This is a genomic window from Methylobacterium sp. J-092, assembly GCF_022829325.1.
In the GTDB taxonomy this organism is placed as follows: Bacteria; Pseudomonadota; Alphaproteobacteria; order Rhizobiales; family Beijerinckiaceae; genus Methylobacterium.
Genome location: NZ_JAKSXU010000170.1, coordinates 17241 through 40588, shown reverse-complemented (window position 1 = coordinate 40588; position 23348 = coordinate 17241). Strand labels below are relative to the sequence as shown.

General features: G+C 63.5%; 22 protein-coding genes and 1 pseudogene. 16 read left to right on the top strand and 7 right to left on the bottom strand.

All coding sequences use genetic code 11. The features are described from left to right. Positions 1–134: pseudogene (locus MKK60_RS20370) on the top strand (IS5/IS1182 family transposase); the annotation flags it as partial. A 57-nt stretch (positions 135–191) separates the two neighbouring features. Here MKK60_RS20370 and MKK60_RS20365 read toward each other — a convergent pair. After that, the gene (locus tag MKK60_RS20365; RefSeq protein ID WP_243988373.1) at positions 192–686 is read right to left on the bottom strand and encodes a ferritin-like domain-containing protein; all 495 of its coding nucleotides are present in this window, start codon (positions 684–686) and stop codon (positions 192–194) included. Between the two features lie 214 nt (positions 687–900). Between MKK60_RS20365 and MKK60_RS20360 the strand changes: the two genes are divergently transcribed. The 8 genes from MKK60_RS20360 to MKK60_RS20325 all read left to right on the top strand — a co-directional run bounded on the left by MKK60_RS20360 (position 901) and on the right by MKK60_RS20325 (position 7562). Continuing rightward, positions 901–2385 carry a PAS domain S-box protein gene (locus MKK60_RS20360; RefSeq protein WP_243988372.1) on the top strand — a complete coding sequence of 495 codons (1485 nt, stop codon included), beginning with the start codon at positions 901–903 and terminating at the stop codon, positions 2383–2385. 434 nt (positions 2386–2819) lie between these two features. Further along, a complete protein-coding gene (locus MKK60_RS20355; protein ID WP_243988371.1) occupies positions 2820–3776 on the top strand; it encodes a PhnA-like protein in 957 nt (318 codons plus the stop codon). 2 nt (positions 3777–3778) lie between these two features. Further along, positions 3779–4279, top strand: coding sequence for a YsnF/AvaK domain-containing protein (locus MKK60_RS20350; RefSeq protein ID WP_243988370.1), 501 nt, complete (start codon positions 3779–3781; stop codon positions 4277–4279). Beyond that, complete coding sequence (locus tag MKK60_RS20345; protein WP_243988369.1) at positions 4276–5181, top strand: YsnF/AvaK domain-containing protein; 906 nt, start codon at positions 4276–4278, stop codon at positions 5179–5181. The genes MKK60_RS20350 and MKK60_RS20345 overlap by 4 nt, the downstream gene beginning before the upstream one ends. 111 nt (positions 5182–5292) lie before the next feature. After that, entirely contained in the window at positions 5293–5679 is a 387-nt protein-coding gene (locus MKK60_RS20340; protein WP_243988368.1) for a hypothetical protein, read from the top strand. A 49-nt stretch (positions 5680–5728) separates the two neighbouring features. Further along, positions 5729–6424: a hypothetical protein gene (locus MKK60_RS20335; protein WP_243988367.1), complete on the top strand. Its 696-nt coding sequence runs from the start codon at positions 5729–5731 to the stop codon at positions 6422–6424. A gap of 84 nt (positions 6425–6508) precedes the next feature. Next, positions 6509–6994 carry a YidB family protein gene (locus tag MKK60_RS20330; protein WP_243988366.1) on the top strand — a complete coding sequence of 162 codons (486 nt, stop codon included), beginning with the start codon at positions 6509–6511 and terminating at the stop codon, positions 6992–6994. A gap of 373 nt (positions 6995–7367) precedes the next feature. Continuing rightward, entirely contained in the window at positions 7368–7562 is a 195-nt protein-coding gene (locus MKK60_RS20325) for a hypothetical protein (protein ID WP_243909024.1), read from the top strand. A 50-nt stretch (positions 7563–7612) separates the two neighbouring features. Here the strand turns inward: MKK60_RS20325 and MKK60_RS20320 are convergent, their stop codons facing one another. Next, a complete protein-coding gene (locus MKK60_RS20320) occupies positions 7613–7759 on the bottom strand; it encodes a hypothetical protein (RefSeq protein ID WP_243988365.1) in 147 nt (48 codons plus the stop codon). Between MKK60_RS20320 and MKK60_RS28735 the strand changes: the two genes are divergently transcribed. Then, positions 7730–8017: a hypothetical protein gene (locus MKK60_RS28735; protein ID WP_409567432.1), complete on the top strand. Its 288-nt coding sequence runs from the start codon at positions 7730–7732 to the stop codon at positions 8015–8017. The genes MKK60_RS20320 and MKK60_RS28735 overlap by 30 nt on opposite strands. 531 nt (positions 8018–8548) lie before the next feature. On the opposite strand, the gene MKK60_RS20315 is transcribed toward MKK60_RS28735, so the two are convergent. After that, the gene (locus MKK60_RS20315; protein WP_243988364.1) at positions 8549–10621 is read right to left on the bottom strand and encodes a M48 family metallopeptidase; all 2073 of its coding nucleotides are present in this window, start codon (positions 10619–10621) and stop codon (positions 8549–8551) included. 275 nt (positions 10622–10896) lie between these two features. Between MKK60_RS20315 and MKK60_RS20310 the strand changes: the two genes are divergently transcribed. Then, positions 10897–11409, top strand: a complete 513-nt coding sequence (locus tag MKK60_RS20310; RefSeq protein ID WP_243988363.1) for a DUF2243 domain-containing protein — start codon at positions 10897–10899, stop codon at positions 11407–11409. 259 nt (positions 11410–11668) lie between these two features. On the opposite strand, the gene MKK60_RS20305 is transcribed toward MKK60_RS20310, so the two are convergent. Next, entirely contained in the window at positions 11669–12142 is a 474-nt protein-coding gene (locus MKK60_RS20305) for a DUF3291 domain-containing protein (RefSeq protein WP_243988362.1), read from the bottom strand. A 71-nt stretch (positions 12143–12213) separates the two neighbouring features. Continuing rightward, the gene (locus tag MKK60_RS20300) at positions 12214–13194 is read right to left on the bottom strand and encodes an IS481 family transposase (protein ID WP_243988361.1); all 981 of its coding nucleotides are present in this window, start codon (positions 13192–13194) and stop codon (positions 12214–12216) included. Positions 13195–13570: 376 nt separating this feature from the next. Here MKK60_RS20300 and MKK60_RS20295 point away from each other — a divergent pair, with 376 nt between their 5' ends. Next, on the top strand, positions 13571–13993 hold the full coding sequence (locus tag MKK60_RS20295) for a DUF2335 domain-containing protein (protein WP_243988360.1): 423 nt from the start codon (positions 13571–13573) through the stop codon (positions 13991–13993). 387 nt (positions 13994–14380) lie between these two features. Here MKK60_RS20295 and MKK60_RS20290 read toward each other — a convergent pair whose 3' ends face one another. Further along, a complete protein-coding gene (locus MKK60_RS20290; protein ID WP_243988359.1) occupies positions 14381–14818 on the bottom strand; it encodes a MucR family transcriptional regulator in 438 nt (145 codons plus the stop codon). Positions 14819–16380: 1562 nt separating this feature from the next. Here MKK60_RS20290 and MKK60_RS20285 point away from each other — a divergent pair. From MKK60_RS20285 to MKK60_RS20275, 3 genes are all read left to right on the top strand, one after another. Continuing rightward, positions 16381–16932, top strand: coding sequence for a MucR family transcriptional regulator (locus MKK60_RS20285; protein ID WP_243988358.1), 552 nt, complete (start codon positions 16381–16383; stop codon positions 16930–16932). Positions 16933–17213: 281 nt separating this feature from the next. Further along, on the top strand, positions 17214–17687 hold the full coding sequence (locus tag MKK60_RS20280) for a hypothetical protein (protein WP_243988357.1): 474 nt from the start codon (positions 17214–17216) through the stop codon (positions 17685–17687). A 113-nt stretch (positions 17688–17800) separates the two neighbouring features. After that, positions 17801–19063 carry a glycosyltransferase gene (locus tag MKK60_RS20275; RefSeq protein ID WP_243988356.1) on the top strand — a complete coding sequence of 421 codons (1263 nt, stop codon included), beginning with the start codon at positions 17801–17803 and terminating at the stop codon, positions 19061–19063. A gap of 1061 nt (positions 19064–20124) precedes the next feature. Here the strand turns inward: MKK60_RS20275 and MKK60_RS20270 are convergent. After that, positions 20125–20685, bottom strand: a complete 561-nt coding sequence (locus tag MKK60_RS20270; RefSeq protein WP_243988355.1) for a recombinase family protein — start codon at positions 20683–20685, stop codon at positions 20125–20127. A 776-nt stretch (positions 20686–21461) separates the two neighbouring features. Here MKK60_RS20270 and MKK60_RS20265 point away from each other — a divergent pair. Then, positions 21462–23198 carry a molybdopterin-dependent oxidoreductase gene (locus MKK60_RS20265; RefSeq protein WP_243988354.1) on the top strand — a complete coding sequence of 579 codons (1737 nt, stop codon included), beginning with the start codon at positions 21462–21464 and terminating at the stop codon, positions 23196–23198. The last annotated feature ends 150 nt before the right edge of the window (positions 23199–23348 follow it).

Below are 23348 nucleotides of genomic sequence, written 5' to 3'. Positions count from 1 at the left end.
AGCGCACCCATGCCTGGTTCAACCGTTTCCGACGCCTGCCCGTACGCTACGAGCGCCGCGCCGACATCTACGAGGCCTTCACCAACCTCGCCGCCAGTCTCATCACCCTCAACCAAATCAGGCGGTTCTGTTAGGCGCTCTAAGCCTAGATGGTGCGCTCGCCATTATGGTCAGCAAACTCGATATGGTTCTCAGGCGGCTGCCTTCTCGACCGTCTCGGCGAGCTGACTGGCGAGTTCGTCACCCTTGTAGATTTCGTCCACGGCCCGCTTCAGCTTGGCTGCGTCATCAGTGCGGCCGAGGGCTTTGGCGTAGGCGGCCGCAGAGCCGAAACCGGCGAGGCCATAATGCGACATGCGCTGATATTGGGCGATGATCTGAACATCACGCAGCTTGCCGTCGCTCGGCGCCTCCTTGATGCCGTGCTTCAGGGCCTCGGCCACGAGGCCCTCCATGCCCTTACAGTGCTCGGGCTTGGTCTCACCCCCGTTGGCTTGGATCAGGCTCTTGAGCACGTCGGTGTGCTTCTGGATGCCGCCTACCGATTTCTCCAGCATTTGCTTGAGCTTCGGATCACTCGCCTGACCGGTGAGCTGCTGTGCGGCCCGGACCATCTGATCGTTGGCTGACCACAGGTCCTGCATCTCGTCGAGATAGACTTCTTTCAGACTGTTGGGTGCCGACATCGTTTCCTCCATTTGGTTCTCAGTGCCTTGCAAACCAAAGGCACGTCACGACGTTCCGGCCGTCGGCATAGGCGCGTCGTTCCGTCTGAGGTCAAAGAGGGCGATGCAGCCGGAAACTCTCGACTGCCATCGAAGATTTTCCTTCAAGCCGCTGTCGTTCGCATCAAAATTTTCCACGCGTTCGAACGTTGGTGTTCGGTGAGGAGATACGCCGATGATCGATGAGGCTGGCCACATGCAGATGCGGCAGATCGTGGCCGGCCTGTCCGAAGGTGTGATCCTGATCGAGCCGGATCAGACGATCTCCTACGCGAACGCCGCCGCCGTGCTGATGCATGGGGTTGCCGATGCCGACGATCTCGGCGCCACCGTGTCGGAGTATCGCGCGAACTTTAAGTTGCACTACCGCAATCACCGGGAGATCGGCCCGCTACAGCATCCCCTCGACCGGGTGCTCGCCGGCGAGGTGTTCCGGGACGTCGTGGTGGAGTTGGTGCCGACCCGGGATCCATTACACAGGTGGATGCACCGCATTCGTAGCTTGGTGACCACCGATGTGGATGGCGCGCCGACGGGTCTTGCCCTGGTGATGCAGGATGTAAGTGAACGCTATCAGGCCGAAGCCCGGTTCGAGCGCATGTTCAACGCCAACCCGGCCCCGGCGATCATCTGCCGAATTGCCGATCTGCGCTTCGTGCGGGTCAACCATGGTTTCCTCGACCTCACCGGCTACCATCGTGACGACGTGCTTGGGCGGACCTTCTGCGAGATCGATCTTCTGCGCGAGGCCGAGCGGCGCGAGATGGCGATCCATCGCCTGCATGCAGGTCACACCATCCCGCAGATGGAAGCGCAGCTCGCCACCCCTTGCGGGAGAGGGCGCTACGTGATCGTGGCCGGGCACGCCATCGAGATGCCGGGGCCGGGCGGCATCGAGCCATGCATGCTGTTCACCTTCGCCGACCTGGAGGATCGCCGGAAGGCCGAGATGTCATTGCGCCATAGCGAGGAGCGCTTTGCTAAGGCGTTCGACCTCTCGCCGGTGCCAGGGGCGCTGATGAGCGCGGACGGGTTGGAAATCACCAGCGTCAACCAGGCCTTCGTGACCGCGTTCAGATACGCCTCCGAGGTTTTGGGCGGACGGTCGCTCGCCGATCTCGCGCTCTGGGTCGACCGTGCGGAGCAGCGCAAGTTCTCACGCGATCTCAAGCGGCTTGGCAGCGTCCGAAGCTTCGAGGCCGCGTTACAGGATGGGGCGGGCACCGAGATCGATTGCCTGATCTCGGCGGAGCGGGTGATCATCAACAACGAGGCCTGCGTGCTGTGCGTCCTGCAGGACATCACCGACCGCAAGCGCTCGGAGCGCGAGCTGATCACCGCGATCGAGGCGGTGATGGCCGACGCGTCGTGGTTCAGCCATGGGGTGATCGACAAGCTCGCAACGCTACGCAACCCCGCCCGCTCCGGCCGGCCATTGGTCACGGTCGAGAACTTAACGATCCGCGAGCGGGACATGCTCACGCGGATCTGTCAGGGGGCCACCGATCAGGAGATCGGGGCCGAGCTGAAGCTGTCGCCGAACACGGTGCGCAATCACGTCTCGGCGCTCTATCGCAAGCTCGGGGTCAACCGCCGCAGCGCCGTGGTGGTGTGGGCGCAGGAGCGTGGGATCGGCCCGAACACCCGGCACCTACGCTGAAGCGGGGAAAACCGTGACGGAACTACCAGTTCGGCTTGGTACAAATGTACTTTATGTAAATCGTCGGAACTTCGATCAGGACGCGTGATTACGCAGGGGTAGCTCTGCTCATGCGAGCATCTCGGAAGATCATCCCCTTGGGTTGATGTGAGGAGATCCGCTTGGCTGGGCGTCGGAAGGTGCTCTCGCCCGAACATATCCGAGCGCTAATCAAGGAAGCTATCGGTATCATCGAGGGCGACCACGCGATCCAGGCTGAAGCCGCCGCCGAGATCGCCGCCATCAAAGCTGCTCACACGTCGTCGACCCCTGAGCCAAGATCGAAGCGCCCGGCCCGCAGGTGATCCAGGGTCGCAAGCGAACGCACGCCGCAACCGGTGCTGCCAAGACCGGTCAAGACCGACACCACTAACCAAGACGAAAGAGTTTTTACGATGGCGTTATCCCCCGATACCACCCGTCGGACCTACGACCGCGACCTGCCCACCACGAGCCTGGCCACCCCGGCCGAGGACATGCGCACGATGGCGCTGCACTCCGTCTCTTGGGGAGCGGTCATCGCCGGTGCGGTGATTGCGCTCGTCGCCCAGGTCATCCTGAACATGGTCGGGCTCGGCATCGGACTGTCGACCGTCGACCCGGCCGGCAACGGCACGCCCACCGCCGGGTCGCTCTCGTCCGGCGCCGGCATCTGGTTCGTGATCTCCGGTATTCTCGCAGCCACCGCTGGCGGCTGGCTCGCCGGGCGCCTCTCGGGGAAGCCCGCCAACACCACCACCGCCTACCACGGGCTGCTCGCCTGGGCGGTCTCGACGCTGGTCGTCGTGTACCTGTTGTCCTCGGCCGTCGGCGGCATCCTCAGTGGCGCATCGAGCGCGGTGTCGAGCACGCTTGGCGGCGCCGGCAACCTCGTCGGTGGCTCGGTGAAGACTGCAGCGCAGGCTGCTGCCCCGTCGCTGCCGGGCATGGACAACCCGTTCTCGAACATCGAGGGCCAGATCCGCGGCACGACCGGCAACGATCCGGAGGCCCTGAAGAATGCCGCCGTCAGCGCCATGCGCGCCGCCGTGACCGGTGACGCCGCCCAGCAGAAGGACGCACAGGAGAAGGCCGCCCAGGCACTGTCCAAGGCTCAGGGCATCCCGGTCGATCAGGCCCGGACACAGGTCGCCCAGTACGTGAAGCAGTTCAACGACACGGTCGCGAAGACCAAGGAGCAGGCCAAGCAGGCGGCCGATGCCGCGGCGCGAGCCGGCTCACAGGGTGCGCTCTACGGCGCCCTGGCGTTGGTTCTCGGTGCGCTGTCGGCCTTCTTTGCCGGGCGTGGTGCCGCGGTCGACCCGGTGCTCACCCGAACCACCGTTGCCACCACGACTGAGCGTCGGGTCTGAGGATGAGCGACCCCGCCGCCATCGAGCCGCGTCTCCTCGGGACGCAGGACAAGCTGGCGGCGGAGGTCGCCGTCGGCGAGAGCGTGACGCTTCCGCTGATTGAGGAAACCGCCCGCATCGAAAAGCGGGCGGTGGAGACTGGCCGGGTGCGGGTCTCGACCCGAACCGAGACGGTTGACGAGGTCCTGCGCGAGACCCTGCGCAGCGACATGGTTGGCGTCACTCGGGTGCCAATCAACCGGACCCTGGCTGAGGGCGAAACGCCCCCGGTCGTCCGCGAGGAGAACGGGGTGACCATCGTCCCGGTCCTGGAAGAGATCCTCGTCGTCGAGAAGCGCCTCGTCCTGAAGGAGGAGGTGCACGTCCGCCAGACCACGACGGTCGAGGACGTCGAGGTCCCGGTGATGCTGCGCCGGCAGCACGCCGAGGTCGAACGCGTGGATCCGGAAGGCCACGCCAGCGAGCCGATCAATCCCCTACCAGCCCAGGAGCAAACACCATGACTCAGACAATCACCGCGCTGTTCGATCGCCCGGCCGAGGCGCAGGCTGCTCAAGCCAAGCTTCTCGCCGCTGGTATCCCGCAATCGGCGATCAAGCTGGTGCAGGGAGCGCAGACAGCCCGCACGAGTGGCTCGTACGACTACCGCAAGGACGAGGGCGGGTTCTGGGGTTCACTGAAGGACTTCTTCATGCCCGAGGAGGATCGCTACGCCTACAGCGAGGGTCTGAGCCGAGGCGGCACGCTGCTGACCGTGAGCGTCGAGTCGACCCAGACCGACACGGTCTACGACATCCTGGAGCAGAACGGTTCGATCGACCTCGATCAGCGCGAGAGCGCTTGGCGCCAGGAAGGCTGGAGCGGCTACTCGGCCGGTGGTGCAACAGCAGCCAGCTCGACCACGGGTACGACGGCGACCGGAACGTCGGCTACGGGCGCCGCGGCCCTCAAGGGAGCCAGCACGACCGCGGGCGAGACGGATTACATTCCGGTCGTCGAGGAGCGGCTCAACGTCGGCAAGCGCATGGTCGACAGCGGCCGGGTGCGGGTTCGTTCCTACGCGGTCGAGAAGGCTGTGAGCGAGAACGTAACGCTGCACGACGAGACCGTGCACGTCGATCGCCGCGTAGTCGACCGAGCGGTGACCCCGGGCGACGAAGCCCTGTTTGCCGAGAAGGTCATCGAGGCCACCGAGATGCGCGAGCAGGCGGTGGTGTCGAAGGAAGCCCGCGTCGTTGGCGAGGTCGGCATCCGTAAGGAGGCGACCCAGCACACGGAAACGGTGACCGACAAGGTCCGTCACACCGAAGTCGAGGTCGAGGACGAGCGCGGCAACGTCAGCCGCACCGGCACGACCGGCACCGCGACAACCGGGACCACTTCCGGCACCCGTAAGCCGGTCTGACCCACCTGAAGGCGCTGCCTGGAGCTTGGACGCACCAGGCAGTGCATCCTGCCGAGGGCCGACTTCATAGCGGCCCGTCCCCTTACCGCCCCCCATCAAACAGGCGTCGCCATGTCCTTGAGTCGCTCGTTCCTTCTTGTGTTGCCGTTGCTCGCGGCAGCACCTGCATTGGCGCAGACAACCGTCACCGGTCAGCCCGCGACGGGTGGTGCCTCCAGCGCGACCTCCGGTGGCCAGAACGCCGTGACGCGGCCGAACACCGATCATGTACACGACAACAAGGCAGCGGGCGTCGGCACGGGGACGAACGTCAAGCTGGAGCGGGGCGCCAACAGCTTCACGGAGAATGAGGCTCGCCGCCGTCTTGAGAAGGCTGGCTACCACGAGGTCAAGGACCTCAAGAAGGACGGCGACGGCATCTGGCGCGCCACTGCGACGGTGGATGGCAAGCCGGCCAGCGTCGGCCTCGACTTCAAGGGCAACGTCGCGGCCCAGTAGCTGGTCCCCTCGCTCGATCCGCCCCACTCAAACGTCCCGGAGCCATCCTATGACCACGCAGACCCTCTCAGCCCTGTACGACCGCTATGATGACGCTGCTGCAGCGGTAGCAAAGTTGGAGGCGGCCGGCGTGCCGCACTCCGACATCAGCCTCGTCGGCAACAACACGGAGACCAGCACCACTGGAACGAGCGATCCGGTGGACCATACTGCCAACGGCGCAGGGACGGGTGCCACGCTCGGCACGATCCTGGGCGGCGGCGCCGGCCTCCTCGCCGGCCTCGGACTGATGGCCATTCCAGGCGTTGGCCCTGTCGTGGCTGCAGGCTGGCTCGTGGCAACACTGACCGGTGCAGGCCTCGGTGCCGCAGCGGGCGGTTTGACCGGCTCGTTGACCGGCGCGGGCGTGAGCGAGACCGATGCGCATGCCTACGCCGAAGGCGTGCGTCGTGGCGGCTCACTGCTCACCGTGCGGGCTGATGAGGCCCACGCCGACGTGGCCTCGCGCATCCTGGAGGAGCATGGCGCCGTCGATCTCGATGCGCGTGCTCAGGGTTGGGAGAGCGAGGGCTGGCGCAGCAAGACGGCTGGCGAGCCGCGAAGCGATACCTCGACTCTGATCGGCTCGGATGCTGCCGCAGGCTCGATCGTGCGCGAGAATGATGCGGTCGGCACACCTACGGTCGGTACGGACACGCGGACGTCCGGCGCGCGTCGGGTGCGCGTCTACAATCACCCCGTCTGATCACCGAGATCCGTGCGTTTGCGCAGCCTCGAGTTCGACCAATCCGATCAACCCGGTCGAAAGGCCGCTTCAGGAGTTCAGGTCATGGGCCTACTCGACAGCATCATCGGCAGTGTGGTTGGCGGTAACGCCAATCAGCAGCAGGGCGCCGGCGCCAATCCCCTCGTGAGCGTCCTGATGAGCCTCTTGGCCGCACGGGCCGGAGGCGGCGGTCTCGGCGGCATGCTGGGCAACGCAGGCGGCAGCGGTCTCGGTGGCGGCCAGGGTGGCCTCGGGGGTCTGCTCGGAGGCGGCGGAGCTGGCGGACTTGGTGCCCTCGTCGAGCAGTTTACCCAGGCCGGCCATGGCGGTGCGATCAACTCATGGATCGGCCAAGGTCAAAACCAGCCGATCGCGCCGCACGATCTCGGAGCGGCACTCGGTCCAGAAACGGTTGGGCAGCTCTCGCAGCAGACCGGCATGGGCAGTTCCGACCTGCTGTCGCAACTCTCTCACCTGCTCCCGGGTGTGATCGATCAGCTCACCCCACAGGGCCGGATGCCGACCGAGCAGGAACACGCACACTGGTAGCCTGCGTTGCGCGGCGCCTACGAAAAAAGACGGGCGTTGCCTTCCAAACTGGGCCGCCGCAGCCGTGCTCGTCGATTGGTGAAGGCTCGCCTTGCCGACAGCCGGTGGCGCCAGCAGACCGCCTCGACGCTGCGACCGGCCTGAATGAGCTTGACGCTCTTTCGCTGCGGGTCGTCCCTCATAGGCTTTTCCTAGCTCTCACAGAGCTTCCCTCGCCGGCGGACCGTGATCCCGCCGGGGCAGGTTTCCCGCTCAGTGCCGCGGGCGGACCCGAGGACACTCCGCACGCCAGGTGAGACCTGATCCCATCTGGACGCGCCGGTCGACCCGACCGCAACAAGCACCGCGACGGTGCTGAACAAGGAACACAGCCATGGCCCAGAACGCACACCACGAGGCGGCCAAGCACCACGAGGCGGCTGCCAAATCTCACAAGACAGCGGCCGAGCATCACGAGAAGGGCGACGAGACCACCGCGGCCAAGCACTCGAAGGAGGCGCACGGCCATTCCGAGAAGGCACACGAGAGCTCGACGAAGGCGCACGGTAAAAGCAGCGCCAAGAAATAAACGGCGTTGAGCCACGGCTGGGCGCGCGGTCTCCGGGCGCCCAGCCACTCTCACTCAAGAAGCCGTTTTTGCCAGCGACAGCATAACATGCGGTGGGTTTGAAAATGGATGCGACGGTGAACGAAATCGAGCAGGAGATTGAGGCTGGGCGGGCGCGGCTCGAAGGCGTGCTCAACCAGCTCCAGGATCGCCTTCACCCCGTTGCGTTTGTCGAGGACGTGCTTGGGGCAGCAAGGCGCAACAGTGCCGGCGGCGATCTATATGATCTGTCCCTGGATGCTGTGCGGCGTCACCCAATACCGGTGCTGTTGATCTGTGCGGGTGTAAGTATGCTTTTGGCGCGGGTCAAACGACCTGCGAAGTTAACAGATGGCAGTCTGTCATCGACCTTAGCGCAGCGAGAAGGGCGGCTCCAACAACGCAGACGCGCGAGGATCTACTCGGGACCAAACTGAATTCGGGAGGAAGTCGCGACCGCTGATGGCTGATACCACTGATCGGTGGTTGCCACAGAAAAGGGGCATCTCCCTATTCGAGCCGTTGAACGCGCCAAGCAAATGCTTCGACGTTTTTTAAGTCAGATGCAGTGTAGGGCATGACCACGTTTCACAGCCAAAATCGTCGATGCAAAGGTATCGCGAAAACCGTGGTTTGAGCGACATATCTAGGGTCTACTTTCGGCTCGACTACCCCATTCGCAGTGAAGTTTGCCCTGTTCGGAAGCCGTCGTTCGAATCTTAGTTGCTCCAGCTACAGTGTGCCCGCAACAGCCGTTTTCAAGCCTTGATTAGCTTGCTTGCGGTCGGAGTACGGCGATGGCTGTGCGAACGCCGATAACTAGCAGGATGGCTGATCCACGCGCGGACAACGAAGCACACCAAAACTTGGTTAAGGAGCGCGTGCACCAGGCTCTGCGCCGCGCGTGCCGAAAGTCCGGATACCGGTCGGTCGAGTAGATCGTGCAGCGAGTGGAGCTTCTAGGCACGCTATACGTCCGCTACCGCTGGAATTGTTGGCTCGCCGCGGCCGAGCGTGGCCTTCGCGTAGGCGGCGTCGAGGTGACGCGTTAGCAGGGCTTGGCATGCGGCGGCTTTCATACCCCGTGGCATGATGCCGACGACCACGGTGTGCTGCTTTGCGAAGGGGCGTACCCGCTTGATGGCGCCTGTCCGGCGCGGAAGCGCGGCCTGCGGGTGCAGCGTGAAGGTCAGCGTCGGCGAGTACCCCACCCCGAAATCGATCGACTGAACGGCGAGCCACGGCACCAGCCGATCGAGCCCGGGCGAGGAGAAGCCCTCGGCGTCAAGGATCAGGAACGGCGTTCGGTAGCCGCGGAACGTTCGTACCGACCACAGGACCGCGAAGCCGAGACCGACAAGGCCGCCGGCGACGCAGGCTACCATCAGCTGCGCGGTCGGACGATCGAGAACCTCGTCGCGCAATGCGAGAACACCGGCGACCGTGAAAAACACCGAGAAGGTCGCCACGAGGCCAATGCCAGCTGCGACGCGGCCGTTCGATGGGTAGAGCACCTGCGCATCAGACCCAATCGCGTCTGCGGTCGCTCGGAGCCGACGCTGGTGCGCAGCTGCTCTGCTCTCCGCGGCCGTGCGGACGAGAGCGGTGATGTCGCCGCTGAGAGCGACCCAGTCGGCGAAGAGCGACCGGATCGCATGAAACTCCCCAGCCGCCACCGGCCGCGCGGCGCCGGCGAGGAGGGCGGCATCGGGTGTGATGCCCACCGCCTCAAGCCTCTGACGCGTGGTCGGATGAGTGTCGGTCGGGTGGGACAGGTGGTCGCCGAGATGGGGTGTCGGGTCGCCGAGCCCCTCGTGGCTGCGGACGATCATCGCGGCTGAGAGGTCGGGCGGCGCCGTCTCAGGCCGCGCGGCGATGCGGACGAGTTCAGCCCGGAGTTGCGCGCCGACCAACCCGTCGCGGATGAGTGAGGTGGCGAGCGCATTGGGCGAGCCGGCTTCTATCCCGGCCCGATCAGCCTCGAACTCACGCTGACGACTCCAGCCCTTCACGACGCCATCGAAGCGGTCGCGCGCATAAGCCGCAAGCGTCGCGTGGGGCATCACAGAGCGGGCGAGCTGCCGGTCAACCCAGCTTGAGCCGAAATCGACCGTCGAAGCGGTCGCCTGGACGTTCCGGCCGAGCGCAACGGCGACCGGTAAGAACTGCTCCGTGTAGGCAGTGTCCTCGCCGGAGAAATGCGCGAGTTCGTGGCCTAGCACGGTGCGGAGTTCGCCGAGGCTGAAGGTCGCGACGATCGGTAGCGGCAGATGCAACACCCGGCCGCGCGTCGTGTGCCCAGACGGTTCGAGCCGCCACGGAAAGGAGGTGACGAAGAACCCGTGTGCTGCGCTTGCGACGACAAGATCGGGCATCGCAGCCTGCTGGTCACACGCGAGCTCGCGGAGCAGCGCGAAAAGTCCAGGCGCCTCCTCCTCTGCGACCAGTCGCGCTTGGAGCGGCGCCGGGATGGGTGTGAACAGGGCGACCGTCCCGCGTAGGTTCCGCACCGTCTTGTATGCACCCCAGAGTGCGACCCCCATGTAAAGGATGCCTGCGAGCACAGCCTTGCCGTCGTTGGTATCGACGGTCTGGACGAAGCGGAGGCCGCCGAGTTCGAACAGGATCGAGCCGACGAGCCCGAGCGCGATCGCCACCGCCAATACCCCAAGCGCCGCCGGCAGCCCCCGCCGCACGGTCGCGAAGGTGGACACCAGCGCCGGCCGTGACGCGGTTCCCCGCCGCGCCGCCCGCTCCACGAGCCCGAGCCCGGCGAGCCCGGCCGCAGTCCCGACGATGCCGCACATCACCGTGACCCAGGCCAGCGGCATCCGCATCCGCGCCGTGAACAGCTCCTCGGCGAGTTCCTGGATATCCCCCTGCGCTGCGTGATCTAGCAGGGCTTGGTGCTCTGCAACCGTTCCTTGCCCGCGCCATACCTCCCAACTACCGACGCCAAAGAGAAGGAGCGGCAGAAGGACGATGACGAGCGGGAGACTGGGAGTGAGGTGAGCGGACGTAGGGCTGGGGCGTGCCGTCATGGTAGTGGCTCGGCGGACAGTTGCCGTCTTCGGCTAGCATTGTCTTCGAGCGGTGTCCGCAACCTGCGTGGCACATTCGCGTCTGGCCGAGCGTGCGGAAGGCCAGCCGTCACAATCAAAGATGTTCGAGAGTGGAGACCACAAATCAAGCGTCATCCGTCTTTCGGATGATCCGCTTCGGACGCTGCGCAGCCCAATCTCGCCCCGGGGGATGTTGAATGGCGGCGAGAGGTGTGATCCTACGACTTCGGCGAACTCATAGCTGGGAGAGCGAAATGGCAGCCGATGTGGAGGTTCAGGAACGCTCCTTCCCCTGGAGCGCGGGCATACTCATTGGCCTCGGATTGGGTGGTTTCTTCGACGGCATCGTTCTGCACCAAATGCTGCAATGGCATCACATGCTGAGCAATTGGTACCCAATTAAGTCACTTCAAAATCTTGAACTCAACACGCGCTGGGATGGGTACTTCCACAGTGCGACCTATGTCTTAGTGGCTGTTGGCATCTTCGTTCTATGGCGCCGCGCTCGCCTTCGCCATTTGTACTGGTCAAGTAAGCTTTTGGTCGGAAACCTCCTCATGGGCTGGGGCTTGTTCAACCTTGCCGAAGGCCTGATTGATCACGAAGTGCTTGGAGTGCACCATGTCAATGAGCTTGTGGCCCGAGAGTATTGGATCTACTGGGACATCGGCTTTCTAGCCTGGGGTGCTGGCATGTTCGCAGGTGGTTGGCTGCTCGTGAAAGCCGGGCAGGTTAACCAACTTGCGGCACCGGACGTCTCGGCGTGATCCCATGAGCACTCGGTACAATCGCATCCGGGTCATGCTTAGGCCCAGCCTGCCTTGGCTCGGCTTCGCCACAGCCTTAATTTTCGCCGCCATGCCTACGTGGCGACCCATAGTTTTCGGTATCAACTTCACAATCGATGATTTGCTGAGCATCCGCTGCTCCCCTTGGTAGCGTACGCCCGGCAGATATCGAATTCGCCACTGAACCGCTCGACGAAGCCGCAGAGCACGCCGGCGGGTGTCGACCCAATGCGGACGCTTACGCCAGCTTGTCACTACTCCCAACAGGGGACACAGCTTTACCTCCACGCGGAGTGATTGCGACCGCACCCGCCGTCCGAGGCCTTGCGAACGATAGATCGCGGTGTTGCGGGCTGGGATGGCGCACCTTCGAGACACGCCCTTCCGAACGCATCCGCTCCGCCGCCTCGTCCCAAGTTGGGATGTCTTCGGCCTCCTGGGTCCAGTGAGCGACGCTGGCTTCATCACACCAACCCAGGAGTTTCGGCATTGCTTTGCGATGAGCGCCGCTGATCATGTAGCGGCGCATGTCAGATTGGTCGGTCCAAAGCGTCAGCGTCCAAAACGTTCGCTTTCGATCTGCCAGGAGAGATCCACCGATGAAGCCAGGGGCTGCCTTCGTTTGAGACAACGATCGCAGCGTATCGACGACGAAGGGCGGCATGAAGCGCCACGAGCGGATGCGAAGTCGTGTGATGCTGATGAACGCCATGAGAACGCTTCCTGCGAACCAAGCCCAGCGATACCATAATTTAGAAATGTCAGGTTCGGCGCTTGCTACCCTCAAAGTGAGAGCTGGCGGCTGTGCAGTCCCGAGGTGAGTTGGGTTGGATCGTATTTGAAGCGGTCTGGATCGTCTGCCCAGGCCCGGCAGGTCGCTTCGTATGGCGTAAGGCCGCGTAGGGTCTTGAGCCGCCGAGCGAAATTGTAGGCATCCAGGAAAGTGGCGAGGTGTTCCCGCAGTTGATCGTGGCTGTCGTAATGGTACCGCTTGACCGTCGCCTCCTTGAGGGTCCGGTTCATGCGCTCGACTTGGCCATTAGTCCACGGGTGGTTTGGCTTGGTGAGCCGATGCTCAATGTCGTGTGCCCGGCAGATCTGGTCGAAGCGGTTGACGCGGTACAGGGCGGTCGGGCCGCGACGGTTCTTGGGCAGCTCGGCGAACTGGATGCCGTTGTCGGTCAGGATGATGTGCAGGCGGTAAGGGCAGGCTTCGATGAGTGCCTCCAGGAAAGCGCAGGCCACGGGCCGATCAGCGCGTTCGTGCAGCTGGGCAAAGGCGTATTTGGACGTCCTGTCGATGGCCACCCAAAGGTACAGCTTGCCTTCGCCGGTGCGAACCTCCGCGATGTCGATGTGGAAGAAGCCGATCGGGTAGGCCTTGAACGCTTGCTTGCCGGGCTTGTCGCCGCCGACCTCAGGTAACCGGCTGATCCCATGGCGCTGCAAGCAGCGAGGCAGCGATGATCGAGTCAGATGCGGGAGGGTGGCCTGGAGCGCGTAGAGGCAGTCGTCGAGCGGCAAGAGGGTGTGCCGGCGGAAGGCGACGATCACCGCCTCTTCCTCGCTCGTGAGCACGGTAGAGTGCGGTGTCTTCGGTCCCATCGTCGCGTCATGAACGAAGGCCCGCTTACGCCACTTCGCGACTGTCTTAGGGTTCAGTCCGTGCTGGGCGGCAAGATCTTTGAGCGGAGCTTTCGATCGCTGTAGCGCCGCTCTGACCGCGTGCGTGGTCGTGGCGCAGCCGTGAAGAACCTGTCCCATAACGCCTCCCAGAATGCAGCGACCTCAGCGAAACTGATGTCACCACACCGCGGGACTGCACAGCCTAGGGCGCGGCCGGCACCATCGATCCAGAAGAGAACAGCGGGCGCCGCGCTCAGCACGACCAGCCTCGGTAAACCGCAATTGCGGGTTGGCATTGACGCATTCCACGTACGGCGTACATGAGAAGGCATGAGGAACAACGCAGCCCGTCCCGCTCAGCAGCGTACGCGCGTCGGCAGCTTCGTCGCCGGCCTCAGCACCCTCGCGTCCATTTGGCCGGCGGTCTCACCAAACACGCGCGCCCCATCCCGCACGGATCTGGAAGCCTTGCGAGGCGATAGCGTGCGGATCGGAGACGACATGCGCCGTGTGATTGATCGCGAGCGTGCGCGTGTCGAGACGGCCCAAGGGTAACCCTCCGGCGCGGCAGCAGCCGTCCCAGGATCAGCAGCCTACAGTCATCGAGCGCAATGAGTTCTGGCAGGGGCCTTTGCCGCCGCCGATCGTGCTCGATCAGTTCCGGCAGCTCGTACCCGATGCCCCTGAGCGCATCTTCGCGATGTGGGAGCAAGAGGCGCAGCATCGCCGAGAGCTGGAAAAGGCCTCGCTCAATGGCAATCTCCGGACTGTTCGGCTCGGCCAATGGGCGGCTATCGCCTTCTCCCTGTCCGCCCTTGCTGTTGCTGCTCTTGCTCTTGCCCTGGGTTATCCTTCCGCGGCGATGGTCATCGGCGCCCTGGACATTGCGGCCGTCGTTGGCGCCTTCCTCTACGTCCGCACGAAGAACGGACAATAGCTCCTAGCGATGCATGAGAGCTTGAACCGGAGCGTGCCGGGGAACTGTGCCATTCCCCAGGAACATCTGGCCGCCGCAGGCCTTCGCCTAGCAGGTAGGACGGTGGAGAGCGCGATGGTTCAGGACAACGCAGAGATAACGGAGGCCACCGGCACCTTGCCTCCCGGTCACCCGCTCGATCCGGCCAAGGCGCCGGCGCCTCCGGCCGAAAGCGCCGGCCCCACCTCTCCCGGGCTGCCTAATCCAAAGCCGGGTCGTGCGCCCGAGAGCGGCGGCTACGATGGGAAGCCGCCGTCGACCGGCTCTAGCAACTCGAAGGGCGGCTACGGGGCAGGTTGAGCCACCCCCAAAGCCCGCCGCGGCCTAACGGCGGGCTCTGTGGTCCCCTCAAGCGGCCATGCGGCGAGGCCGATCTAGGCCGAGCTCGCGCGCCAGGGCTGATCGTTTTTCGGAGTAGCTCGCTGCGGTCATGGGGTAGTCGGCCGGCAGGCCGAAGCGTTTGCGGTAGCTGTGCGGGCCGAGCCCGTGACCGTTCAGGTGCCGCTTTAGGGTCTTGTACCGCTTGCCATCGAGGAACGAGATCAGCGCGTCTGGTGTGACCGACTTGCGGATCTCTGCCGGCGTCGGCAGCGCGACTTCCTCGTCCGAGGCGTTGGCACCATCGGTAACTGTCCCGCTGGCGATACTGTTGAGCGCCGAATGAACGGTGCTGATCAATCCCGGAAGCTCCACCGCCGGCATGTGATTGTTGGAGACGTAGGCCATCACAAGTTTGCTTACCAGCGCAGCCGTATCGGCGCTTTGCGATTGATTTTTATGCATCATCTGATTGTTCTTTCAGCTTTGATGCAAAGTATGATCGCTTGATATAAAATCCAATACAAGTCTCGCGCGTCAATAAACCGCACGAATCATTTGTGTTATGCATTCATACCACAAAGATCGAACAGCTTTGGTAATCGCAGTGGGAGGTAGGAGCCGGAGCGTCCCACCAAGGCGTCCTCGGCTACTTCCGCATCGCTCCGCGGCAGCGATGGCATCAGGCGGGATGCACTTGGCTGATGCCGGCATCTGCGCGGGTTTTTTAAGATCAACTCCTAGTTCGGCTCAAGGTAGAGATCTATGGCGGCGTTAAACACGCCTATATCCTGGCGCGGCGACTATAATTTACAAAGTTTGTGCACGCGGAACGGAGAAAACGAAGGTTCCGTGCACAAAACGTGTAAACTGAGGAAGTGACAATTCCGGAACGCCTATACCTCAACGGACCAACTCACTCAAAATTAGTTCGAAGATCCGGCTTGCATTATTGACCGACCCGAATCATGATTCATCGTCCCTGGTTCGCCGCGTGGGAGCCTTCTCCGCTTCCGTGCCAGAGCCAGGATGCTTGTGCGCGCCCGCTCGCCGGCTCCCTCATGCTTTAAATGGAAGGACGCGCCATGTCACAGGAACGCGAAGGTACAATCCCGTCTAAAAACGTTTCTGACATCCAAGAAGTCGAAGCGAGGCTCCGTCGACACAGCGATGCACAGAAAGTTCGAGAAATTACAAATGATGTTGAGGAACACAGCAGATTGCTCTATGTGTTCAATGACATATATCGCGATCTGGTTAATGTAAGAGCGAGCGATCTATTTGGGTGTAGATTAAATTCATCCGTACTAAAAAAAGATGATGAGTGATTTCCAAGAAGACGACTATCTAGATCACTTCATCGAAAATGAAGCTGACGCCTATGAGGCTGTGGCGATGTCAGTCGTACGGGATTTGTTGCAACTCGATCGGCCATCCGCAGAGCCGAGCCTCCGGCCGTCCAAGAGAGCCGAAGCTCGGGGGTGTACCAGCTCTACTGATGCGACCGCCCGCTCAGCGATGATGGCGGCGCTGTGTGAGAAGCCCCGGCCGCTCAAGCGGTCCGGGGCTCTCTGCTCGACCATGCAGATCGAGACTACCTGATGCTCAGCGGTGATGCCGGCGGTGATGTCGCCGCATCATCCGCATGCCACCCATCCGTCGGTTCATTATGCTGCCGGACCGAGCGCCGGCGTGCATTCCGCCCATACGACCGTTGCCGGTTGCCGCAGCGTCGCGATCGAGACCGTCGCCTGGGGCTGCGATGCTGGCCGTGTTCGCGCTGAGCAGGAGGCCGAGGGTCAGGGTCGCGCCGAGAATAAGCTTGTTCATGGAGAAGGGCCTTCTACGCTGTCATACGTAGGACCGGAACAGAGACCGTCACGCTAAGTTCCTGCGTGAACCTGCTTTGGGGGTGTTCTCACGGATTTATGAGGACACCCGATCGGCTTCAGTACTTTCCGCCCAGCTATGACTTGACGATCCGGCAAACCGCGTAGAGCGATAGGTCTCTTTCCGGGGAGGAGACTGCCGTGGACGAACAAGCCGAAGCTCAACCGACCGATTTTATCGAACTCGCTGCGGAGCTTGTCGCGGCCTACGTCTCGAACAACAACGTACCGGTGTCCGAGCTGCCGAACGTGATCGCTTCGGTTCACGCAGCATTTACCGGCCTTGCCAACGGAGCCCCAGCCGAGCCCGCCGGCCCGGAGAAGCCGACCCCGGCGCAGATTAAGAAGTCGATCACGCCGGACGCGCTGATCAGCTTCATCGACGGGAAGCGCTACAAGACACTCAAGCGACACGTGACCGTGGCCGGCCTGACGATGGATGAGTACCGGGCGCGCTACGGCCTGCCGTCGGACTACCCGTCGACTGCGGCGAGCTACTCCGCTCAGCGGTCCGAGCTGGCACGCTCCCTCGGCCTTGGGCAGCAGCGTCGCAAGGCATCTCCCAAGGCCACCACAGCGGACGAGACGGTCTCTGAGGCGCCCAAGTTCTCCAAGAGTAAGCCGAAGGCCGCAAAGGCGCCCCAGGCAGCCCCGAAGGCCAGCGGGCGCAAGAAGGTCGCCGAGACGGCCTGAAGCTGCTCAGCGCCTCGTCGTGGCGCGTTCTGACACTCGTTGCCGTGCGTCGGCTGCCGCTCGGAACACCCGAGCGGCAGAGAGGTTAGATCAGCAACACTGCCGGGCCTTGATCCCCCATCTTGCCTCCCGGCAATGTCGACTACGGCTCATCTCCCCGTGGTCGAGCGCGAATGTTCGTCAGAAACATTCGGACAAGAAAACGCGACAATGCGTCAGGATCCTGCGCGGATCGCATAGACGGGTGGTCGCGTTGCTCTAGCAGATTGCGTGAATAGGAGATGATCCTGATGAAACGTCTTGCACTCGCATCGACCGCGCTTGTTGCTGCTCTCGCTTTCATGCCCGCGAGCGCTGATGCCCGTGGCTTCGGCGGTGGCGGCGGCTTCCGAGGCGGCGGTGGTGGCTTCGGCGGTGGCGGCTTCCGGGGCGGTGGCTTTGGTCGTGGCGGGTTCGGCGGGGGGTTCCGCGGAGCTGGGTTCCGGGGTGGATACGGCGGCGGCTATGGCCGGGGCTTTTACGGTCGTGGATACGGTGGCCGGGGTTACGGTTATGGCCTTGGTGGCCTCGGTCTCGGGGTGGGGCTCGGCCTTGCAGCGGGCGGCCTTTATGGCGGATACGGCGGCTACGGTTACGGCTATGACGACGGCTACTACGGCGGTGGATACGCCCCTGTAGGCTACGGTGGTTACGGCTATGGCTATCGTCGTCCGCTCTATCGTTACGGCTACGGACCCTACGGTTACGGCTACTAAGCCGCGGCCTGCATAGAACCTGCGAATAAGATCAGGCTCGGCCGCTGCAAAGCGGCCGGGCGTTTTACTGATTACCCGCCTTGCAAGTTTCGAGTGATATGGTCTGAACCAGCATGAACGTTCAGATCGTTGCAGTTGGCACCCATGGCGACGTTCTTCCCATGGTAGCAATCGGCGTCGAGCTGGCGAGCCGCGGCCATGCGGTGACGCTCGCCGCGCCTGCTCCGTTTGCGGCCTCGACCGCGCGGGCAGGGCTCGTATTTCATGCGCTGTGCACCGAAGCCGAGTACGATCGCCTCATCGGTACACCGAACCTGTGGCGACCCTGGCGCGGCGTCCAAGCGATGTTCGAAGCTGTCGCCACGCTAGCTGAGCCGACGTATCGTTGGCTTATTACCGAACAGGCGATGGGCGGGGGCGTCGTGGTCGCTTCCACCCTCAGTCTCGGCGCCCCTGTGGCGCAGGACATGCTCGCGCTACCCGTCGTGGTAATCCACGTGACGCCGTTCCTAATGGAAAGCCGTTATGCGCCGCCGCACCTACCCGGCCTGCCGTTGCCGCGCCTCCTGCCGGCGAGGCTCCGCCATTGGATCGGCAGGGGGGCTGACCGCTACGTGATTGGCCCCGCAGCGCTCCCCACTCTGAACGCCTTCCGGGGCACCCTCAGCCTTCTGCCGGTGCGGCGGCTACGCCACTGGTGGAACCTCGCGCCGACCCTCATCCTGATGTTTCCCGGCTGGTACGCGCCGTCGCAGCCGGATTGGCCAGCACACGCCCTTCAGGTCGGGTTCCCGACTGCCGATCGATTTGGCGACACCCCGAAGCTTCCGGAGGAGCTTGTCGCCTTCCTGCGCGCCGGGTCGGCGCCGCTGGTCTTTACCTACGGTTCGGGCATGCGGCAGGGGCGCTCGTTCTTTGAGACAGCCCTGCGGATCTGCCGGCAGATGGGCCGCCGGGGCGTATTCCTGGCGCCTCAGACTGGGCAGGTCCCGCCAGACCTCTCGCCGGACGTGATCCACGTGCCCTATGCTCCTCTCACGGCCCTGCTGCCGCACGCTGCCGCCTTGATCCACCACGGCGGCATCGGCACCGTAGCATTGGGGCTCCGAGCTGGCGTGCCGCAGCTCGTCGTGCCGGTGGCGTTCAACCATTTCGATGAGGCGCACCGGCTCAAGGCGCTTGGTGTGGGCGCCGGTCTGTCACGGAGTCGCTTCACCCCTGCCCGCGGGGCGCGGGTGCTCGACCATCTACTTACGAGCCGCCATGTCGCTGCGGCATGCTGGTCGCTGCACATGCAGGCTGCGGCCGACGACGGCATTAGCGACGCCTGCGACGCGATCGAGCGTGCAGGCGGTTTTCGAGCTGCGAAGCGCTGACTTGCGGGGTGTGCCCCGATCCAGCTGTCCTATAGGCAGAGAGTACGTGGAGCATGAAGTTCGAGATGCGGACGCCGCGCTACACGACCTAAGTCAGCGAGCTGCTGACAGCGTACGAGTAGCCTATTAGCTCTTGATGGGGCAGATCAAATCGATTGAATCTTTATCGATCTGATCTCGGAATATCTCGTTCGTTCGCCAGTATCTTCCCTGGGGGTCTTTCTTCAGTAGATACTCACCGCAAGATTGCGTTCTACCATCAGGCGACGGGCATTTAATCGGACCGCATGGTCTAACAACTACCCACCCTTCATCGTAGCGGCCGGTATCCCTACCCCGGTTCATTACGAGAATGAACAGTGCGAGTAAGGCGAGGCCAATCAAGGGGTACCGAACGGATCGACCCTCCGCAGTGCCAAGCCAGCGGAAAAACGCGTTCATAAATTACGATCTCCTGCGACGGCTCGAAACCAGCCAGCGGAGAAGAGGCGGTGCGGTGAGCACACTCCGCGGGCGCATGGTACCGCTGGGAACAGCCACTCGTATCACCAGGTTGCCCGCGGCATACTAGGGAGTGACGAGATGCTGACGGGTGGCTTGCTGTGGCTGATTGGGGTTCCGATCCCGGTCATTCTCCTGGCGTGGTTCTTCTTTTTCCGTGGCCGGTAGCTGGTAGGATTAGGGACGAGGCGAACCCGGAGACGCACGCTCCCCTCCAAGGGGAGCGTGCGCGATCCTCAATAGGCGCGCGACCGGGGCGGCGGAGGCGGACCATCATCGTCGTCATCGTCCGGCGGAGGCGGTCCGCGGTGATGCGGAGGAGGCGGGGGCCTGTCGTCATCGAAGTCCGGCGGGGGCGGCCGGTAGCGGTGGGGTGGCGGCGGTGGCCTGTCAAAGTCCTCGTCCGGCGGGGGTGGAGGGCGCCGATCGTCGTAGGGCTGTGCCGAAGCGCCGGCCGCTGCGAGGACGAACAGAGCAGCGCCGGCAAGAAGTGCGCGCATGAGATCTCCATAGAACGGGCGCCTGGGAGCGCCGTCGCGGATGAACGATCAGCCAGGCCTCTAGGTTCGCTCAGAAGGCGCCCTCAGCCGTGAGATCGTGCTGTGGCTGACGTTGTAGCTCCGGCCGATCTCCGCGCAGCTCTCACCTGCCTCGCGCCGTGCCAGGGCTTCCCGCTGCTGATGCAGCGTGAGCTTGTGCTTCGGACCCGAGCGGATGCCGCGTTCCCGTGCCCGCTTCAGTCCCTCCCCTGTCCGTGCCCGGATCAGCTCGCGTTCGAACTCGGCTAGGCCGCCGAGGATCGTGACCATGAGGCGACCGTGTGCCGTAGTCGTATCGGCCCAGGCATCCGCTAAGGAGCGGAAGCCTGCGCCGCGCCGCGTGATCTCCTCTAGGACGTTCAGGAGGTCACGGGTGGACCGGGCAAGGCGATCCAGGCGGGTGACGATCAGCACGTCGCCCTCGGCAAGGCGGCCGATCGCGCGCTTGAGCGCGGCTCGGTCCGCACGCGACCCGCTGGCGGTCTCCTGAAAAACCTTGGAGCAGCCTTCGGCGGTCAGCCGCTCGACCTGTGCGGCGAGGCTCTGGTGGTCTGTCGAGACGCGTGCGTAGCCGTAGATCATGCCTCAGTCGTGCACAGGGATCGTGCACGAAAAATGAAGCGCGATCTCAGGGGCTTGGCTTTCGTGCACAATCCTTCAGTTTCGCACCACGAGTCCGCTTGCGACCCAACCCAGTCATTCCGGTTCTTTCAGGCGATGCCCGGAAGCGGACATTGAGCGGGCCAGCTTCGTACGGCTGGAGTTGGCCGAAAGTCGTCTAGCTGGTTTCAGTAGCGCGATGCTTTAAACCGGACACGCAAGCATCGCCGCTAGACCGTCAGAGGCGCACGTTTGCCCGACGTTTGAATAGCCGACACGGTTTACCGACAGAGCTGCAGCCATTTTTCGCCAGCAAACTGCTTTTTAATCGATCGCCGGAAAACGGTCGGATACCGGACACCTCTAAGCTATGCACTCTGCGCAGATGTCGCCTCCGCGAGGCGCGCCGGTTAAGGGTGCAGCTTGGAATGACCGGGTTGAGTGGATTTCTTCTGGTCCGCTCTCGGGTAGCCATGCATAACAGCGGACGCTACTGGTGCGCCCGCTCACGACCCGAGGCAGACCCTCGTTGACTCGATGGCAACATACTATCGGGACGCGCAGCAGGACTGGGCCTAGGATGGAAGCGTGATCCTGGTCTGTTACCGGCTACGCAACCCATTCAGCTTCATCGACTTCAGTTCGAGATGGGTCTGCTGGATGCCTCACCATCCTGTCAGCCTGCCGATTGCCAACCGAGGACCAGACACACCGCGCAGAGCATGGCGGGCGCGCCAGCATCACACAGGATCAGGCCGATGACGGATACACCCAATGTCGTGCCGATCCATGACCCGCTCGCAGCGAAGCTGAGTGGTGCAGATGATCGCATCCTGTTGAGCCATTGGCTGCCGCCACAGCAAGGCATCGTGCCTCGCATCCGCGTCGGACGGCGCTGGGTCAGCACTTTGTGGGCCTTGCCACTCGGCTTCGCCGCTCTCGTCCTCGTGGTCGCCCTTGCACAGAGCCTGCGAGAGTATCCGGACGTGAAGGCGTTCATCGTACGCCATCCCGGCATCGCGCAGAGTGCGCCTTCGGTGAACTCCGGCTTTCCCTGGTGGCTGCGGCTACAGCATTTTCTGAACATGCTGTTCATGATGTTCATCATCCGCGCCGGCATCCAAATCCTGGCAGACCACCCCCGGCTATACTGGAAACGAGATTGCACGCCAGGCACGGACTGGTTCCGCTTCCAGCGCCCGGTGCCGACCGGGCGGATCTGGACCGCCAAAGACGACTCCGTGACGCTGCCGAAGTGGCTCGGCATTCCAGGGTTGCGCCACTCCATCGGGTTGGCCCGCTGGTGGCATTTCTCCACTAACCTGCTTTGGACGGTGAACGGCGTCGTCTTCTACGTGATGCTGTTCGCCACCGATCAGTGGCGCCGCCTGGTGCCGCTGACTTGGGACGTGTTCCCAAGCGCGATCTCGACGGCGATCCAGTACGGGTCGCTGAACTTTCCGGTGGACCAGGGCTGGACCCGCTACAATGCTCTGCAGCAGCTGGCCTATTTCGCCACCGTGTTCATCGCAGCCCCTGTCTCCATTGCCACCGGCCTGCTGCAGAGCCCGGCGATCTCCAACCGCCTTGGCTGGACCGGGCGGGTGCTGAACCGGCAAGTGGCGCGGTCCATCCACTTTCTCTCCTTCTCGTGGTTCGTGCTGTTCATCCTGGCGCACGGCGTCATGGTGTTCGTCACCAGCCTGCGCGAGAACACCAACCACATGTTCGCCGGCGTGCAGAACGCCTCGTGGTCGGGTTTCCTGCCTTTCATGCTGGCGATGTCGGTGGTTGCCGGGGCTTGGGCGGCTGCCTCGCCGGTAACGATCCGCTACGCGCGGCAAGTGCAGCACGTCGGTAAGTTCATGATCGGCTGGATTAAGGGCCTGGCCGAGTGGTGGGACCCACGGTCCGAACTCACCGAGGCGGACATATCGCCTTATTTCTGGCCGAACGGCACCATGCCCGCCTCCGCCGAGTTCGACGCTCAGGTCGCCGGCAATTTTGCGGATTATCGGTTGCGGGTGGACGGGCTGGTCGATCGACCACAGGAGTTCTCGCTCGCGGACCTCAGGGCGATGCCGAAGCAGGAGCAGATCACCACGCATTTCTGCATCCAGGGATGGTCGGGTGTCGCCAAGTGGGGCGGCGTGCCGATGCAGCACATCCTTGATCTCGTGCAGCCCAGTTCCGAGGCCCGTTATGCCGTGTTCTACTCGTTCGCCGAGGGTGGCGAAGGGGGGCGTTACTACGACGCGCACCGGATGCACAACATGCACCACGCGCTGACCATCCTGGCCTACGAGATGAACGGTGCTCCGGTCAGTGTGCTGCACGGTGCGCCGCTGCGCCTGCGCTGCGAGAACGAGCTGGGCTTTAAGATGGTGAAATGGATCACCGCGATCGAATTCGTCCACGACTTCGCCGATCTTGGCGCTGGGCAGGGCGGTTACAACGAGGACCACGAGTTCTACGGCTATCGGATGCCGATCTGACAACAGGCTATTCCCTGGAAGTCACATGGGATGCCTGAGCGCTCGCTTCCCCGACATACGGGGAGCAGTTAGCCGTTAAAAGGATCGTGTGGTGGTCCAGCCAATGGCCGCTCACCACCCCGAGCCGAAGTTGCCGGACGGCCGAAGAAT